At 70.6% G+C, this 16306-nt stretch carries 19 protein-coding genes, 1 other RNA gene and 2 pseudogenes; 15 read left to right on the top strand and 7 right to left on the bottom strand.

Translation table 11 applies throughout. The features are described from left to right. Positions 1–80 precede the first annotated feature (80 nt). From ACIRC0_RS14665 to ACIRC0_RS14655, 3 genes are all read left to right on the top strand, one after another. Positions 81–938, top strand: coding sequence for a Nif3-like dinuclear metal center hexameric protein (locus ACIRC0_RS14665; protein WP_403615860.1), 858 nt, complete (start codon positions 81–83; stop codon positions 936–938). After that, positions 935–1678, top strand: coding sequence for a zinc ribbon domain-containing protein (locus ACIRC0_RS14660; protein WP_403616502.1), 744 nt, complete (start codon positions 935–937; stop codon positions 1676–1678). The genes ACIRC0_RS14665 and ACIRC0_RS14660 overlap by 4 nt, the downstream gene beginning before the upstream one ends. 96 nt (positions 1679–1774) lie before the next feature. Then, positions 1775–2980 (top strand): bifunctional RNase H/acid phosphatase, encoded by a 1206-nt coding sequence (locus ACIRC0_RS14655; RefSeq protein WP_403616499.1) that lies wholly within the window; start codon positions 1775–1777, stop codon positions 2978–2980. Here ACIRC0_RS14655 and eda read toward each other — a convergent pair. From eda to ACIRC0_RS14635, 4 genes are all read right to left on the bottom strand, one after another. Continuing rightward, positions 2955–3689: a bifunctional 4-hydroxy-2-oxoglutarate aldolase/2-dehydro-3-deoxy-phosphogluconate aldolase gene (gene eda, locus ACIRC0_RS14650; protein WP_403615857.1), complete on the bottom strand. Its 735-nt coding sequence runs from the start codon at positions 3687–3689 to the stop codon at positions 2955–2957. The two genes, ACIRC0_RS14655 and eda, sit on opposite strands and share 26 nt — an antisense overlap. Positions 3690–3774: 85 nt before the next feature. Then, positions 3775–4575, bottom strand: a complete 801-nt coding sequence (yaaA, locus tag ACIRC0_RS14645) for a peroxide stress protein YaaA (RefSeq protein WP_403615856.1) — start codon at positions 4573–4575, stop codon at positions 3775–3777. A 50-nt stretch (positions 4576–4625) separates the two neighbouring features. Beyond that, positions 4626–5318, bottom strand: a complete 693-nt coding sequence (locus ACIRC0_RS14640) for a hypothetical protein (RefSeq protein WP_403615854.1) — start codon at positions 5316–5318, stop codon at positions 4626–4628. 11 nt (positions 5319–5329) lie between these two features. After that, positions 5330–6076, bottom strand: coding sequence for a MerR family transcriptional regulator (locus ACIRC0_RS14635; RefSeq protein WP_403615852.1), 747 nt, complete (start codon positions 6074–6076; stop codon positions 5330–5332). 137 nt (positions 6077–6213) lie between these two features. On the opposite strand from ACIRC0_RS14635, the gene ACIRC0_RS14630 reads away from it, so the two are divergent. The 6 genes and pseudogenes from ACIRC0_RS14630 (at position 6214) to rnpB (ending at position 10053) form a co-directional block, all read left to right on the top strand. Further along, positions 6214–6645 (top strand): DUF4260 family protein, encoded by a 432-nt coding sequence (locus tag ACIRC0_RS14630; protein WP_403615850.1) that lies wholly within the window; start codon positions 6214–6216, stop codon positions 6643–6645. A 28-nt stretch (positions 6646–6673) separates the two neighbouring features. Continuing rightward, complete coding sequence (locus ACIRC0_RS14625) at positions 6674–7183, top strand: TetR/AcrR family transcriptional regulator (protein WP_403616497.1); 510 nt, start codon at positions 6674–6676, stop codon at positions 7181–7183. A gap of 100 nt (positions 7184–7283) precedes the next feature. Continuing rightward, positions 7284–7862 (top strand): Uma2 family endonuclease, encoded by a 579-nt coding sequence (locus tag ACIRC0_RS14620; protein ID WP_403615848.1) that lies wholly within the window; start codon positions 7284–7286, stop codon positions 7860–7862. 23 nt (positions 7863–7885) lie between these two features. Beyond that, entirely contained in the window at positions 7886–8716 is an 831-nt protein-coding gene (locus ACIRC0_RS14615) for a helix-turn-helix domain-containing protein (protein ID WP_403615846.1), read from the top strand. A gap of 19 nt (positions 8717–8735) precedes the next feature. After that, positions 8736–9515 (top strand): annotated as a pseudogene (locus ACIRC0_RS14610) (DMT family transporter); the annotation flags it as partial. 130 nt (positions 9516–9645) lie between these two features. After that, positions 9646–10053, top strand: an RNA gene (gene rnpB / locus ACIRC0_RS14605) — RNase P RNA component class A. A 159-nt stretch (positions 10054–10212) separates the two neighbouring features. Here rnpB and ACIRC0_RS14600 read toward each other — a convergent pair. The 3 genes from ACIRC0_RS14600 to ACIRC0_RS14590 are packed head-to-tail and all read right to left on the bottom strand — an operon-like array spanning position 10213 to position 12339. After that, positions 10213–10743, bottom strand: coding sequence for a hypothetical protein (locus ACIRC0_RS14600; protein ID WP_403615843.1), 531 nt, complete (start codon positions 10741–10743; stop codon positions 10213–10215). Positions 10744–10750: 7 nt separating this feature from the next. After that, on the bottom strand, positions 10751–12004 hold the full coding sequence (locus ACIRC0_RS14595; protein ID WP_403615841.1) for a DNA/RNA non-specific endonuclease: 1254 nt from the start codon (positions 12002–12004) through the stop codon (positions 10751–10753). Further along, on the bottom strand, positions 12001–12339 hold the full coding sequence (locus tag ACIRC0_RS14590; protein WP_403615839.1) for a WXG100 family type VII secretion target: 339 nt from the start codon (positions 12337–12339) through the stop codon (positions 12001–12003). Before ACIRC0_RS14590 ends, ACIRC0_RS14595 begins: the two co-directional genes overlap by 4 nt. Before the next feature lie 197 nt (positions 12340–12536). On the opposite strand from ACIRC0_RS14590, the pseudogene ACIRC0_RS14585 reads away from it, so the two are divergent. The 6 genes and pseudogenes from ACIRC0_RS14585 to ACIRC0_RS14560 all read left to right on the top strand — a co-directional run. Next, positions 12537–13568, top strand: a pseudogene (locus ACIRC0_RS14585) (DNA/RNA helicase domain-containing protein); the annotation flags it as partial. 138 nt (positions 13569–13706) lie between these two features. Next, entirely contained in the window at positions 13707–14033 is a 327-nt protein-coding gene (locus tag ACIRC0_RS14580; protein WP_403615837.1) for a DUF3800 domain-containing protein, read from the top strand. Then, positions 14017–14295, top strand: a complete 279-nt coding sequence (locus ACIRC0_RS14575) for a DUF4011 domain-containing protein (RefSeq protein ID WP_403615834.1) — start codon at positions 14017–14019, stop codon at positions 14293–14295. Before ACIRC0_RS14580 ends, ACIRC0_RS14575 begins: the two co-directional genes overlap by 17 nt. Further along, a complete protein-coding gene (locus ACIRC0_RS14570) occupies positions 14295–14537 on the top strand; it encodes a pPIWI_RE module domain-containing protein (protein WP_403615831.1) in 243 nt (80 codons plus the stop codon). The genes ACIRC0_RS14575 and ACIRC0_RS14570 overlap by 1 nt, the downstream gene beginning before the upstream one ends. Beyond that, positions 14537–14917, top strand: a complete 381-nt coding sequence (locus tag ACIRC0_RS14565) for a pPIWI_RE module domain-containing protein (protein WP_403615829.1) — start codon at positions 14537–14539, stop codon at positions 14915–14917. The genes ACIRC0_RS14570 and ACIRC0_RS14565 overlap by 1 nt, the downstream gene beginning before the upstream one ends. Next, positions 14803–16041 (top strand): RNaseH domain-containing protein, encoded by a 1239-nt coding sequence (locus ACIRC0_RS14560; protein ID WP_403615826.1) that lies wholly within the window; start codon positions 14803–14805, stop codon positions 16039–16041. Before ACIRC0_RS14565 ends, ACIRC0_RS14560 begins: the two co-directional genes overlap by 115 nt. Positions 16042–16306 lie beyond the last annotated feature (265 nt).

The following is a 16306-nucleotide window of genomic DNA, read 5'->3' as shown; positions in this document are numbered from 1 at the left end:
GCCTACGAGCCGCTCCCGCCGCCCGCCGGAACGACCCGCGGCCGATGGGTCACCGCCCCGGGCCAGGTAGCCTTTTCCCCGTGCCCCGTCTGTCTGAAGTCATCGCCGCGCTGGAGAACCTGTGGCCCGCCGAGCGGGCCGAGTCCTGGGACGCGGTCGGCACGGTCGTCGGCGACCCCGACCAGGAGGTCTCCCGGGTTCTCTTCGCCGTCGACCCCGTCCAGGAGATCGTCGACGAGGCCGTGAAGCTGGGCGCCGACCTGCTGGTCACGCACCACCCGCTCTATCTGCGCGGTACGACGACGGTGGCGGCCTCCACCTTCAAGGGCCGTGTCGTGCACACCCTGATCAAGAACGACATCGCGCTGCACGTCGCCCACACCAACGCCGACACCGCCGACCCCGGCGTCAGCGACGCGCTGGCCGGCGCGCTGGACCTCAGGGTCGTACGCCCCCTGGTGCCGGACACCACAGACCCGGAGGGCCGCCGGGGCCTCGGCCGCGTCTGCGAGCTGGACCACCCGCTCACCGTCCGCGAGCTGGCCGCCCGCGCCGCCGAGCGGCTGCCCGCCACCGCGCAGGGCATCCGCGTCGCCGGCGACCCCGGGGCGGTGGTCCACACGGTCGCCGTCAGCGGCGGCTCCGGCGACAGCCTCTTCGACGCCGTCCGCGCGGCGGGCGTCGACGCCTTCCTCACCGCGGACCTGCGCCACCACCCGGCGTCCGAGGCCCGCGCCCACAGTCCTCTCGCGCTGCTCGACGCGGCGCACTGGGCCACCGAGTGGCCCTGGTGCGAGCTGGCCGCCGCCCAGCTCGACGAGATCTCCGACCGGCACGGATGGGACCTTCGCGTCCACGTCTCCAAGACGGTCACCGACCCCTGGACCGCCCACGCGGCGTCCAATACCACCTCTAGCTCAACGGGAGCCCCAAACTGAACGCCGCGCCCGCCGACCAGATCCGCCTCCTCGACGTCCAGGACCTCGACGTACGCCTCCAGCAGTTGGCGCACAGGCGGAGGTCCCTGCCCGAGCACGCCGAGATCGAGTCCCTGACCAAGGACCACGTCCAGCTGCGCGACCTGCTGGTGGCCGCGCAGACGGAGGAGAGCGACTGCGCCCGCGAGCAGACCAAGGCGGAGCAGGACGTCGACCAGGTGCGCCAGCGCGCCGCCCGCGACCAGCAGCGCCTCGACTCCGGCGCGATCACCTCGCCCAAGGACCTGGAGAACCTCCAGCACGAGATCGCCTCGCTCGCCAAGCGGCAGGGCGACCTGGAGGACATCGTCCTCGAGGTGATGGAGCGCCGCGAGGCCGCGCAGGAGCGGGTCGCGGAGCTGACCGAGCGCGTCGCCTCCGTCCAGTCGAAGATCGACGACGCCACCGCGCGCCGGGACGCCGCCTTCGAGGAGATCGACGGCGAGGTCGCGTCGGTGACCAAGGAGCGCGAGGTCGTCGCGGCGTCGGTGCCGGCGGACCTGCTCAAGCTCTACGAAAAGCTGCGCGAGCAGCAGGGCGGCATCGGCGCGGCCAAGCTGTACCAGCGCACCTGCCAGGGCTGCCGGCAGGAGCTGGCCATCACCGAGCTGAACGAGATCCGCAAGGCGGCGCCCGACACGGTGGTGCGCTGCGAGAACTGCCGCCGGATCCTGGTGCGCACGGCGGAGTCCGGCCTGTAAGAGGCGACCAGGGGCTGTAGCGGCGGTAGAGGCCGTAGGGGTCATGGGGGCCATGGGGCCATGGGGGCCATAGGGATTCGACAAGAGGCGTACGGCGTGCGGGAGTTCATCGTCGAGGCGGACGGCGGTTCCCGGGGCAACCCGGGGCCCGCGGGCTACGGCTCCGTGGTGCGCGACGCGGCGAGCGGCGAGACGCTCCTGGAACGGGCCGAGTACATCGGCACGGCCACGAACAACGTCGCCGAGTACCGGGGCCTGCTGGCCGGGCTGCGCGCGGCCCACGAGTTGGACCCGGGTGCGCGGGTACGGGTGCGGATGGACTCCAAGCTGGTCGTGGAGCAGATGTCGGGCCGCTGGAAGATCAAGCACCCGGCGATGAGACCCCTGGCGATGGAGGCGGCCGCGGTCTTCCCGCCCGGGCAGGTTACCTACGAGTGGATCCCGCGCGAGCAGAACAAGCACGCTGACCGACTCGCCAACGAGGCGATGGACGCGGGGGCGCGGGGCGAGCGCTGGGAACCGTCCGGCTCGACGGCTGAGCTGACCGCCGGTGGCGCCACGGGCCCTGGGCGCGAGGCTCCCGCAGCTTCGATCAACGCTTCCGTGGGCCCGACGGAGCGGGAGGCGGCCGACATCCGGGCCGCTCGTAATGTCGCCTCCGCGCCGCCGCCCGACCTCGGCGCCCCCACCACCTTCGTGCTGCTGCGGCACGGCGAGACCCCGCTGACCCCGCAGAAGCGGTTCTCCGGCAGCGGGGGCAGCGACCCGGGTCTCTCCGAGGTCGGCCGACGGCAGGCCGAACTGGTCGCCGGCGTGCTGGCCGCGCGCGGGACCGTGCAGACCGTCGTCTCCTCGCCCCTCGCCCGCTGTCGCGAGACGGCCGGTGTCGTCGCGGCCCGTCTCGGGCTGGAGGTCGGCATCGAGGACGGACTGCGCGAGACGGACTTCGGTGCCTGGGAGGGCCTCACCTTCGGCGAGGTCCGCGAGCGGTACCCGGACGACATGAACGCCTGGCTGACCGACCCCGAGGCCGCGCCCACCGGCGGCGGCGAGAGCTTCGCGGCCGTCGCCCGCCGGGTCGCCGTGGCGCGGGACAAGCTGCTCGCCTCCCACGCGGGCCGCACCGTCCTGGTCGTCTCCCACGTGACGCCCATCAAGACCCTGGTCCGGCTCGCGCTCGGCGCACCGCCCGAGACCCTGTTCCGCATGGAGCTGTCGGCCGCGTCCCTGTCCGCGGTGGCGTACTACGCCGACGGCAACGCCAGCCTGCGCCTCCTCAACGACACGTCGCACCTGCGCTGACCGGCCGCCGCAGCTCCGCCGCCGCCCGGGCAAGCCCCTCGATCCGCGCCCAGTCCCGCCCGGCGATCGCGTCCTCGGGGACCATCCACGTACCGCCGACACAGCCGACGTTGGGCAGGGCCAGGTACTCCGGGGCGTTCGCCGGTCCGATGCCGCCCGTCGGACAGAAGCGGGCCTGGGGGAGCGGTCCGGCGAGCGACTTCAGAAACGCCGTGCCGCCCGCCGCCTGCGCCGGGAAGAACTTCATCTCCCGCACGCCGCGTTCGAGGAGCGCCACGACCTCCGAGGCAGTCGACACCCCAGGCAGGAACGGCACCCCCGAGCCCTGCATCGCCGCCAGCAGCCCATCCGTCCACCCGGGGCTGACCAGGAAACGCGCACCCGCCGCCACGCAGTCGCCCACCTGCTCCGGCGTGATGACGGTCCCGGCCCCCACCACCGCGCCCGCGACCTCACCCGACACCGCCCGGATCGCCTCCAGACCGGCCGGGGTACGCAACGTCACCTCGATCGCGGGCAGCCCACCGGCCACCAGCGCCCGAGCGAGCGGCACGGCGTCGGCGACGTCCTTGACGACGACCACGGGGATGACGGGCGCCAGATCGAGCACCGGGTGGGCTGAGGGCACGGCGGACGGCGCGGAGGGCACGGCGGAGGGCGCGGAGGGCGGGGCGGAGGGCGCGGAGGACGAGGGCAGCGGCGAGGTCATGGCCGTCATCCTGCCCAGGAACGACAGCATGCGCAAAGGTCATTGCACATGCTGCAACGCCACCGCTCTGTCGGCGGGTGGCCGATCAGTGGATCTCGGTCACCACCACGTCCAACGACCACGGCCTCCCCGCCCGCCCCGGCGCCTCGGCCTCGACCACGTACCCCAGGTCCCGCAGCGCCTCGACCAGCTCCGCCGGATCCTTCGGCGCGACCCCGGCCGTCAGCAGGGCGCGGACGATCCGCCCCTTGGTCGCCTTGTTGAAGTGGCTCACGACCGACCGCTTCTCCACCCCGTCCACGACCTGGGAGTGCAGCACCCGCACGGTCGCCGTACGCCCGGCGACCTCGCCCTTCGGCTTCCACGCGGCCGCGTACGCGGAGGACCGCAGGTCGAGCACCAGACCGCCGCCGGCCGCCTCGGGCAGGACGGAGGCCATCGGCGTACGCCAGTACGTGCCGAGCGCCCCGAGCCCGGGCAGCTTCACGCCCATCGAGCAGCGGTAGGAGGGGATGCGGTCCGTGACGCGGACGGCGCCCCACAACCCGGAGAAGACGAGCAGCGACCTGGCCGCGCGCCGCTTGGCCGTGCTGTCCAGGGAGGCCAGGTCCAGGGCGTCGTAGAGCACCCCGGTGTAGATCTCTCCCGCGGGCCGCGCCCCGGCGGTCCGCAGCCCGGCGTTCTTCGCGACCTCTCCGCGCAGCCCCTCACTGAGTCCGAGCACCTGGCTCGCCTTCTCCTCGTCCCCCGAGCACAGCTCGACCAGTTCGGCCAGCACGGCCTCCCGCGCGGCGGTCAGCCCCGGCAGGGACAGCGACTCCAGCTTCAGCGGGGCACCGCGTCCGGAGGGCGCCTTGCCTTCGGAGGGCGGCAACAGGACGAGCACGGGTCTTCTCCTTGAACCGGGTGGTGGGGGGCCTGCGCCAGGTTACGGGGTTACAGCGTTACGGGATCACACGGCCAGGGGGCGCGGGGGTCAGTGGGCGCGGCGTCAGGGGGCGCGGGGTCACGGGGTGCGGGGTCACGGGGTGGGGGGTGCTGTCGGCGGAGCGCCACCACCAGCCGATCCGGCTCCTGGGCGTGGAACCGGATCAGGTGGACCTCCTTGGGCCGCCCCAGCAGGGAGACGTGGATGATGGGCGTGTTCAGTTCCAGGGTCACCGTCGTCTGCGCCGCCACCGGGATATCCAGCTCGCCCTCGCGCGGCTCGTGAGTGGTGCGCAGCTCGCGCCGGACCGCCACGATGTGCTCCAGCGGGACGGTCAGGTCGACGTGGGCGGCGCGGCGCAGGCGCAACGCGGTGGGCGTCAGGACGTGCGGACGGGTCACGGACGCGGCGTGCAGGCCGACCACCATCAACACCGTGTAGACGTCCAGGACGAGCGCGATCCCGTGCGCGACCGGCCACTCCCTCAGCAGCACCGCCGCGCCGGCCGCCTCCACCACGCACACGAAGGCCAGTCCGAACAGCAACGCGCCCTCCCCACGTGCGTACCCGTACGCACACCCCTCGCCCGAGGGGTGCGTACGGCGCGTCGTCCAGTGCGCGATGCTCACGAGCAACCGGAGTTCGTGGCGGAGCAGGGCGAAGGGGATTCGGGTCGCCGCTCGTCCGGGACCGGCACTCATGGGGCCCGCGTTCATGTCCGGCCCTTCCCGGCGTGCCGCAGGGCGCGGCGGATCACCTCCGCCTGGGCCGGGGACAGGTCGGCGTACAGGGCCCGCATAAAGCCGTGGTCGTGGTCGACGCCCTCCTCCGGGATCAACCCGTCGGGCATGCAGGCGGCGACCGCGCGGACCGCCTCGTCCACGCGCGGATCGTCCGGGGCGGCGTCCGCCAGCGCGTCGAGGAGCGCGTACGCCTCCCGCGCCCGCTCCACGGCGCCCGGATCCCCGAACGCGCTCCCCAGCGCGGCTCTCAGCCGCTCCTGCTCCTCCGGTTCCGCCGCCGTCTCGATCAGTGCCATCACCTCACGGTCCTTGGCCGCCATGGGGGAGTCCACGAAGGCCTCCATCCCGGCGAACAGCTCTGCCAGTTCGGGGGAGACCGGGCCCTCGGCGGGCAGGCCCTTTTCGCGGAGCGTCCGCAGCCGGGAGCGGCGTTCGCGGATCGCCTCCTCCTGACGGGCCAGGTCGTCGTCCAACTCGGCCAGCACCTCGGCGAGGTCACGGCCGGCGTCCTCCGCGAGGACGTCCCGCACTTCCGCGAGGCCGAGGCCCAGCTCCGTCAGCCGCCGGATCCGGGCCAGGACGACGGCGTGGCGCAGGCCGTAGTCGCGGTAGCCGTTGGCGAGCCGGTCGGGTTCGGGCAGCAGCCCGAGGTGGTGGTAGTGCCGCACGGTCCGCGTGGTGACGCCGGCGACCGCGGCGAGTTCTCCGATCCGCATGGGACCAGTACAGACGTTGACGTCGCGGCAGGGTCAAGGCCGTTCCCGCGCTGGACCCTTGACTGGCTAACGTCGTTAGCCTTACCGTCGCGGCTAACGGCGTTGGCTGAACGCCCGACCGGCCCCAGGAGGCAGCCATGAGTACGGCCACCACCGCGCCCGCCCGCTCCGCCCGCCCCGCCCGCTCCGCCGTCACCGTCGTCCGCCGTACGGCCTGGCTCGCGAACGCGATCTTCTGGTCCGCCTTCGCCGTCCTGGAAGCCGTCAACCACGGCTGGACCGCCGGCTCCCTCGCTCTGGTCTTCCTCGTCCTGCCCGACCTGACCTTCCTGGTCGCCCTCGACGAAGCGCCCCGCATGGCCAAGGGGCAGCTCGCGCCCCGCGCGGTGCCGTACTACAACGCCATGCACCGGGCGCTGGTCCCGCTCGCCCTCATGGCGCTGTACACGGTCGCGCCCTTCGCCTGGGCGCCCGCCTTCGCGGCCCTGTGCGGCTGGCTCGCCCACATCTCGTACGATCGCGCCTTCGGCTACGGACTGCGCACCAAGGAGGGCTTCCAGCGTGGCTGACCGACCGGCCCCCACAGCCGGGGCGCACCTGTCGCCCCGCGCCCGCGAGATCGTCGCGGCGGCCCGGACCCTTCTGGAGGAGTCCGGGCCCACCGCGCTCACCATGCGCACCCTCGCCGACCACCTCGGCATCAAGGCCCCCTCCCTCTACAAGCACTTCCCCGACAAGCACGCCGTCGAGGTCGAGCTGATCGCCCAGATGCTCGACGAGACGGCCGAGGCCCTCGAGACAGCCGAGACCCGCGCCCCCGGCTCCCTCCAGGCGCTGGCGGAGGCGTACCGGACCTACGCCCTCGCCCACCCCCACCTGTACTGCCTGGCCACCGAACGCCCCCTGCCCCGCGCCGCACTGCCCCCCGGCCTGGAGGACCGTGCCGCCCTGCCCCTGCTGCGCGCCTGCGCCGGCGACCTCGACCTCGCCCGCGCCACCTGGGCCTTCGCGCACGGCATGGTGATCCTGGAGATCCACGGCCGGTTTCCGGGGGACGCGGACCTGGAGGCGGCGTGGAAGCGGGGACTCCAGGCATTGCACCCCTGAACAAGGATCGTGTGCCACGATCGAGGGAACGGTTCCCGATCTCATGGCCAGGTGATCAGCGATGTCCCATTCTGGCGAGCGACCGAAGGAGGGGCGTGACATGACTGCCATGGCCCATGAGCCGCTCACGCAGGAAGAGGTCCTGCTGGAGGGCTTTCTCGCCCTGGACACGCCCGAGGGTTTTCGGGCAGAGCTGATCGAGGGGGAGATCGTCGTGACACCGCCGCCGGACGGGGACCACGAGGACTACATCGAACTGATCGTGAACCAGGTGTACCGGCGGTCCCGGACCGACATGCAGTTCTCCGGGAACAAGGGCCTGAAGTTGCAGGGCGGAGGCGGCTGCCCGAAGGACCACGTGATCCCGGACGGCACCTTCGCTCCCCGAAAGCTGCGGCTGTATCGGGGCGCTGACTCGTGGATGCCCTGCGACGGCGTCGCCATGGTCCTCGAAGTGACGGCCACCAGGCCGAACACCGACCGTGAGGCGAAGCGCCGCTGCTACGCCCGTGGTGGCATCCCGCTGTACCTGCTGGTGGACCGCGAGGCCTCGTCGATCACACTGTTCAGTGACCCGGAGAAGGACGACTACCGCGAGCACCGCACCCGCCCCCTCGGCAAACCGCTCGCCCTCCCGGAGCCCTTCTCATTCGAACTGGACACCGGCGACTTCCTCTGATCCCATCGAGTCGGGGGTGCGAGATGGGCGTACGGGAACAGGCCAGGTGGACCAGGGCACGGCTAGGCACCGGCGGCCCGCCGCTCGACCTCCTCACCGCCCGCTTCGACCAGCACCGCTACGCACCGCACGCGCACGAGGAGTTCACCATCGGCGTCTGCGTCGGCGGCTCCGAGGTCATCGACTACCGCGGCGGCCACATCCGCACCGGCCCCGGCACCATCGTCGTCCTCGACCCCGGCGAGACCCACACCGGCGCCCCCGCCACAGCCACAGACGGCTACGCCTACCGCGCCCTGTACGCCGACCCCGCCCTCCTCTCCGACGGCGTCCTCGGCGGCCTGCCGCACTTCCGCGAACCGCTCCTCGACGACCCCGAACTGGTCGCCGCCCTGTGCGCCACGCACACCGAACTCAGCGCCTGCCCCGACCCCCTGGAAGCCGAGTCCCGCCTGCCGTGGCTGCTCACGGCCCTGGCCCGCCGCCACTCCACGGCCCGTCCGGTCTCCGACACGATCCCCGGCGCCGCCTCGATCACCCAGACCGTCCGCGACCGCCTCGCCGACGAACTCCTCACCCCACCCTCCCTGGCCGACCTCGCCGCGGACCTGGGCCTGTCCCGCTACCAGCTACTCCGCGCCTTCCGCACGACAACGGGCATGCCGCCGTACGCCTGGCTCGCCCAGTACCGCGTGGCCAGGGCCCGCGGCCTGCTGGAGACCGGCCTGCGCCCCGCCGAGGTGGCCCCACTGGTCGGCTTCGCCGACCAGGCCCACCTGACGCGCTGGTTCCGCCGCGTGCTCGGGGTGACCCCGGCGGCATACCGCAACAGCGTTCAAGACACGGCGGGGTGAGAGGCCCGAAACTCGCCGCATGACTGCACGCGGCTGGTTCCTGTTCTCCCTCATGGGAGTGATCTGGGGCATCCCCTATCTGATGATCAAGGTGGCGGTGGACGCCGTGTCCCCCACCATGGTGGTGTTCACGCGCTGCGCCCTGGGCGCAGCGCTCCTGCTCCCGTTCGCGATACGCCAAGGGAACCTCCCCCGGGTCGTACGGGCCCACTGGCGCCCCATGCTGGCCTTCGCGTGCATCGAGATCATCGGCCCCTGGCTCACGCTCACCGACGCCGAACGGCACCTGTCCAGCTCGACGGCGGGCCTGCTGATCGCGGGCGTCCCGATAGTGGGCGTGGTCGCGGCCCGGCTCTTCGGTGACACGGAGCGCCTGGGCATACGACGGCTGACGGGCCTGGCACTGGGCCTGGCCGGCGTCGGCGTCCTCACGGCCCCGCACCTGACCGGCGGAGACGCCCGCTCCCTGGCGGAGGTGCTGCTGACGGTCATCGGCTACGCAACCGCACCACTGATAGCCGCCCGCCACCTCAAGAACGTCCCCACCCTCCAGCTCATCGCCCCCTGCCTGACACTGGCGACGCTGGTCTACGCCCCGGCGGCCGCGGCCACCTGGCCGACCACCGTCCCCTCCACCCAGGTCCTGGCCGCCCTGGCCGGCCTGGGCGTGATCTGCACGGCGATAGCCTTCGTCGCCTTCCTGGAACTGATCAAGGAGGCGGGCCCGACCCGTTCGACGGTGATCACGTACGTCAACCCGGCGGTAGCGGTCGCGGCAGGCGCGGCACTCCTGGACGAGCACCTGACGGCAGGCATCCTGATCGCCTTCACCCTGATCCTTGCAGGCTCGGTACTGGCGACGGCGGGCCCGGCCGTGGCCACGGCACCGAAGCGGGCGCCACGCCCGGTACCATGGTCCACACGGCAGACGAGCCGGGCGGACGGCCGCGTGGAGTCCCCCTGACGGGGAGCTCCCCGAGGAACGTCCGGGCTCCACAGGGCAGGGTGGTGGCTAACGGCCACCCGGGGTGACCCGCGGGACAGTGCCACAGAAAGCAAACCGCCGGGGACCTCGGTCCACGGTAAGGGTGAAACGGTGGTGTAAGAGACCACCAGTGCCCAGGGTGACCTGGGCAGCTAGGTAAACCCCACCCGGAGCAAGGTCAAAAGGAGCGCTGTAACAGGCGCTCTGCGCGGACGCTGGAGGGCTGCCCGCCCGAGTCCGCGGGTAGGCCGCACGAGACCGGCGGCAACGCCGGTCCTAGATGGATGGCCGTCACCGAGAGGACCGCGAGGACCTCTCGGGACAGAACCCGGCGTACAGCCCGACTCGTCTGCCGCTTCCTGCGGCTTTGCCTGGCGAACGGTCTGGGAGTCGCCTCAGACCGTCGCCACCTCGCACAGCACAGCTTGGGCGCGTAGGTCGCCAGCAGCACCATCGTCAGTCACACCCGAGGGGATGCACGACGCCGCTCGTTGATCAGGGCCCTCGCGGTTCAGATACGGGGATTGCGCTCGTAGGAAGGGTGCTCATCGGGGAAGTCGTCCGGGAAGACCTCGCTGACCAGGTCTCCGCGGAGGACGTGTAGGAGGTAGGACTCGACCGGACCCTCGAAAAGGTCGTAGTCGTTGCCGCGGCCTTCCACGACGAGGACGGCCCACATTGTGGGGTCGGAGTGGGGGATCAGGAAGCAGGCGTCCGCGTTGTCGGTTCCACCCCAGCGGACCAACTGGGTGGGCTGTACACCACGTTGGGCCAGGAGTTCGCGGATGTGCGGACGGATTTCGAAGAACTTCTCCCCGACTTCCTTCGTCCGGGACACGAGATCGACGTTCTTGTTGTCAGCACCCGCCCGATATACGCGCAGGAAGTCGTCGAACTTCGCGCCGCCGAACACGTCCAGGAAGCGCATGAAGGCGGGGGGGAAGGTGACTTTCAGTGCAGCCTCGGCCTGTTCCCAGTCGTTGACGACAACACCCCCCTCGCCCGTCGCCGGGAGTGCCGCCAGGAGTTCCAGATCCGTCATGAGCTGCCTACTTGTTGATGATGGTTTGGTCGATGCCGAGGCCACCGCCCTTGGCGGTCACGTGAACGCCGGAGGGGATCAGGTCCGTGGGGTTCGCGTAGACGGGTGTCGCCGAGTACTGCACGTCGTGACCTGCGTCGACCACCCTATAGATCTCCTGTTCCAAGTCCTTCATGACCACGTTGTTTGCTTTGTCGTACATGATCACGATGTTCTCCGGGGCTGCCCCGTCACCGCCCAAGGACTTCGCGAGCAGGTGTCCTCGCGTGTGGCTGCCGGCGTCTCCCAGCCAGCCGGGAGGCTTCACGCGCCTGCTGGCCTTGCTTCCTGTGTTGAGCATCGACTTGGTAATGGTCGTGTCGACGCCCTGGGCACGCCCAAGGCCGTCAAGCGGCTTGCAGTACGAAGGCGGCTGGCGAATGGCGTTGTAACCGCCACCGCCCTGGCCGGTACGCAGCGCCACCCCCAGGTCGTCAGCGCTGGCGGTCACGCCGCCGGGCATGGCCAGCTCCGGCCCGAGGGAGGTGATACGTACCCCGCCCAGCAGTTCCGTCCAGCCGTCGGCGTTGCCTGCGGCGGGGACGGCCGAGCCGGCGCCGCCGAGGAGACCACCGGTGAGCGCGCCGTAGACGCCGGCCTGCCGGGCCTCGTCGAGGTTGATGCCGGTCTTCTGCTCGCCCAGGGCCATGGCGGTGGGCTGCGCGACGGCCAGGTCCACGGTGATGGACTCCACCCCACCGAAGGCGGCGGTGGCCAGGGTGGTGCCGGCGATGGCGGCGACCTCTTCGGTCACCGCCACGCCCAGAGAGGCGGCGAGTTCGGTCACGCCCGCCGCCGCTGCCACCGTGGCGCCCTCGGACATGCCGGCGGTGAACACCGCCAGGGCGGTACCCGCGACGAGCGTGGCACCGACGATCTCCAGCTCGTGTTCCAGGTGCTTCTTCGCGCCGTGCACCGCATCGGCGTAGGAGTCCAGCGCCCTGGCCATGTCCCGGGCCGCATCCGCCAGATCCTTCAGCCAGCCCCGGCCGCCGTCGTAGTAGCGGCGCCAGAACGCATCGAAGGCGTCGATCGACTCGCCCTTGTTGTTCTCGATCAGCGCACGGGCGGCCTTGTTCGCGGCAGCCGTGATGTCGTCGACGTCGTCGGCGAAGGACCGCCACGCCCGGGCCGCGTCCCGCAGTCCGTCCTCGTCGGCGTCCGGCCACCACATGCCCGTCAGGTCCTGGACGACCTTGCGGGCCTTGTCCGCGACGCTCACTTGCCGTTACCCGTGGCGTGGTGGCCGAACATGCCCCGGATACGTTCCTCGTTGTCGATGTGCTTGTCGGCCATGTCGACCAGGCCCGCGTGGATGCTGGCCAGGCCGTCGACGAGGATCTGCGCGGAGTGCTCGATCCGCGTGACGTGCGGGCCGTACGCCGTGTGGAACTTCTGCCCCTGCTCGTCGTCACCCCACGGCGCACCCGCCGCGGCCAGGCCCTGCTTCAGCTTGGTCAGTGAGTGTGCAAGTGCAACGCTTTCGCGGTGGAAGACGGGCGCCGCCGCCTTGATGTCGTCGACCTTGATGTCGAGTATCTCGTCCTTACCTCCCATGAGTTGGCGTCTTCCCCCTCCGTCGAGTGCCCGGGTATTCGACCGTAGTCGCCGACTGGTGGTTCACGACCGTGAGTCACGCAAAGCCGAGGTAAATATCCGTTCGACGGCCATGAGTTTGCTTGCGGGGGCGCCATGTAGCGTCGGTACCGGCTCTTTGCGCGGCTCGGTGAGCAGGACCAGCCGCAGGATGCAACGGCCACACCGCCCTGCATGCCACAGGATCGCGCTCCTTCACCCTCACCATGCGGCAGGTCGCGGGAGCGCGGAAGCCGGCGGTGAAGAAGCTGTTCAAGTACTTCAACGACTTCATGGATGCCGAAAGGAACGGCCTCGAGGTGCTGCTGTGCGACGAGGCGCACCGCATCCGGGAGACGTCCAACCAACGGTGGACCCCGGCACGCCTGCGCACGGGCAAGCCGCAGGTGGAGGAACTCATCGACGCGGCCCGCGTTCCGGTGTTCCTGCTGGACGAGCACCAGGTGGTGCGGCCGGGCGAGCTGGGCACCGTCCCGCAGATCATCGAGGCCGCCGAGCGACGGAAGCTGGATTGGCAGCTGATCGAACTGGACGCGCAGTTCCGGTGCGGCGGCAGTGAGGCATACGTGCACTGGACGCACCGCCTCCTGGGATTCGAGGACGGCGGCCCGGTCGTCTGGGAGCCGGACGGGTTGATGGACCTGCGAGTGGCCGAATCCCCAGAGGAACTCGAGGCGTTCCTGCGCGCACGCCAAGCCGGTGGCGACCGTGCACGCATGACGGCCGGATACTGCTGGCCTTGGGCGAAGGAAGAACCCAGGGACGGTGAGCCGCTACATCTCGACGTCGTCATCGGCAACTGGAAGAAGCCCTGGAACCTACGCGGGGACCGCTCCGTCTCCGGTGCGCCTCCGGCCGCGCTGTGGGCCACCGACCCGGCCGGCTTCGAACAGGTCGGCTGCGTGTACACGGCGCAGGGCTTCGAGTACGACCGGAACGGCGTCATAATCGGCCCCGACCTGGTCTGGCGTGAGAACGGCTGGCTGGTCGCCCGAGCGGCTTCCCGCGACCCGGACCTGCGCCGCAAGTCCGTCAGCGACGAGGTCGTGAACCGCCTCGTGCGCAACACCTACAAGGTCCTTCTCACCCGAGGCATGAAAGGCACGGTCCTGTACTCGACCGACGCCGAGACCCGGGCCAAGCTACGGGAACTGGTCGAGAGCGGTCGGCGGATCGCCGCCACCGTGTAACCGTCCGTAGTGCGCGCGTGCGTGAGGGCGTCGTAGGCTGGGCGCAGCATCAAAACAAGGCTGCGCCCAGCGCAGCAACCCCTATGGCTGCCCTTCAGGATTCTGGGGCGGCCATAGTTGTTTCCGGCGGAGGAGAGCTTGTACCTGTGCTACGTCGATGAGTCCGGCGACGGCCAGACGGTGGGCCCCTCCACACCGGAAGCACCGCCCGTCATGGTGATCGGCGGCATCGTCGTCGAGGAGTCCGAACTGCGGGCCCTCACCTGGGACTTCCTAGTCCTGAAGAAGCAGTTCCGGCCTACGCTACGGACCGCCGCCAAACTGAGCGAAGTCATCCGTGCCGAGATCAAGGGCTCCAACATCCGAGCCCACCTCCGCAACGGCAACCGCAACCAGGTCCGCCTGGCCCACGGCCTACGGCCTGTGGACCCTCAATCTCGGTGTCGGCATGCTTCGTTGGCGTGAGGACGGAGCGGAGATGGGAATCGACGCTCCGCTGGTCCTGGTGCCTGTCGTCATCGAGCGAGCGAAGAACGGTCGCACCCGCCTAAGGTCCAGCGACGACGAGGAGCCGCGGCTCAACCCGGCCCTGAAGGTGAAGCTGGAGCAGTTCCACATCGACTGGACGCCTGTCACCGAGCAGGACCCTCTGGACCTGCAGGCGGTCCTCTCGGCCGCTGCCCCCTCCCGCGCGATGCCGACGATCCCGAGACCACGGCCCTGCTGATGAACTGCTTCCGTGACCTCGACACCGCAGCTCTCAGCTGGCGGCCCGGAAGGGTCGATCTCCTCGAGCAGAAGGTGTCGCCCGGAGGGACCGCTCTGCCTGCGCCCCACGTGTACCGGTTGCTTCCCGACGTCCTCGCCGAACGGATCGCACGCCAGGAACCGTACGAACAGCAGCTGTCGTTCCGGCAGGTCGCCGGCTGCACGGGGGCCAGGCGCAGGGAAGCGGGGGCGCCGAGCTGATGTCGAACGTGATCGAGTACGTACCCAGGCGGCGCGGTGGCGGCGACGGCAAGCCGGCCTACTACGCGGCGACCCTCCGCATCACCGTGCGCACCGTTCCCTTTTCACCCGTCCCGCGCGTCCACGTGGCCGCCGGCGTGCGCCGGTTCGTCACCGGCAAGGTCTACATGCCGTACGGCAAGGGCGTGTCCGCGTATCTGCTCCCGGAGGACTCCCTCGTCCACGACGGCCCGCAGCCGCAGCGTTTCGCGGTCGCCATGCTGGAGTGGAAGAACGGCACCACGCTGAGCTCGACAGGCAGGACGCTTTCCGTCATGCCAAGCGACGGAGCGACCCCAAGCACGCGATCCGCCTCGGCTGCGCGGACGCAGGCCTGGTGACCCAGTTCATCCGTCCACCGGACCCGGATGCGGAGACGGAGGAGGCTCTCGCCGATGCAAGTCTGCGTGCCGCCGCGGCCTGGTCTGACGGCCTGCGCCAAACTGGTATGCGGCTGGTGCCTCAGCACACGCTCGGCGACACGCGCATCCCCGCGAACCTGAACCAGGTGGCCTTCCACCTTGTGGAACGCCGCCTTGACGGGACCACAGGCAAGCAGCAGTTCACTCCGATCGCGGTGCTCATCCGGCCGGGCGCGAAGTGCGTGCTGGGCAAGTCGGCCGACATGCGCGAATGGGTGCCGTACCCCGAACTCCTCAAGTCCTTGACGGGACGGGTCGAAGGCAGGAGGAACAATGCGGAGCAGTCGGGCCTCGTGGCGGCCTTCGTCAAGAAGACTCTCGCGCAGCTGCGCAGCACTCCGACGCTCGTTCTGGCCCACGCTCAGGACGTCCGGAAGCGCTGGCCGTGGCTGAGGAACGACGGTCTGGAACGGGACAGGCTCGGCCTCGACGGAGGCCCCGTTCAGCGGATCGGTCTGTACGGCAAGCGGCTTCGTGTTGTCCGGATCGCCGACGGCAGCCGCGACGAGACGGCACAGTGCTGGGCCGAGGCGGAGGAACTCTCCCCCGCGCTGGAGGGGCAGCAGCGCGGGGGCATCGCGATGGGGTTGTGGCGGCCCGGGGTGCCGGGCGACTCGGACCGCGTCTTCTACAGCACGACCGGCAAGTCCGGCTCGCAGCCGAACCTCACCAACGACGACGCCAAACTGACTCCGCACACCAACGCCTCGGGCAACAACGCCTACCGGCCGACGGCGAACGCCTGGAACCCGCACCTCCTGGAACTGACCGTCGCGTGCCTTCAGCCCGGTGACGACGCGGAGGCATGGGCCGCATTCGTCCACCAGCAGCGTTTCAGCGAGGACTACCGTGCTGGTCGCGAGGGGTTGGCTCTGCCCTTGATCCTCCATCTTGCGCGACTCGCGGACGATTACGCTCTGCCTCACGAGATCGAGGAGGCCGTGGACCCGACGGAGCCCCAGGCTGAGGCCGCGCCGGACGACACTCTGTCAGGCCAGCTGGCCTTTGACTTCGACCTCGACGACGCGGATGACGATGAGTGACCTACACGCCTATGGCGCACGGGCCGGTCACCACACCCCCCGAGCCGGTTGCCTGGTCTTGTCGGAAGCCCTTATCGGCCCCGAGGGGGTGAGCGGGATATGCAGCGCCCACACAAGGAGGCAGCCATACCGTGATCACCGGCTGATCCCATGCGGGCGCCAGCCCTGGCTTCCCGGACTTGGGCGGTTCAAGCCGTTGCTCCGGCTGACCAGGGGGTAGCGCCCCAACTTCAGCTTCGTGGGTACTACAGTTACCCGTGTGTGA

This window comes from Streptomyces sp. NPDC093984 (assembly GCF_044764595.1).
GTDB lineage: Bacteria > Actinomycetota > Actinomycetes > Streptomycetales > Streptomycetaceae > Streptomyces > Streptomyces cynarae.
The sequence above is the reverse complement of the archived record's forward strand: the minus strand, read 5'-3'. Positions and strand labels throughout refer to the sequence as shown.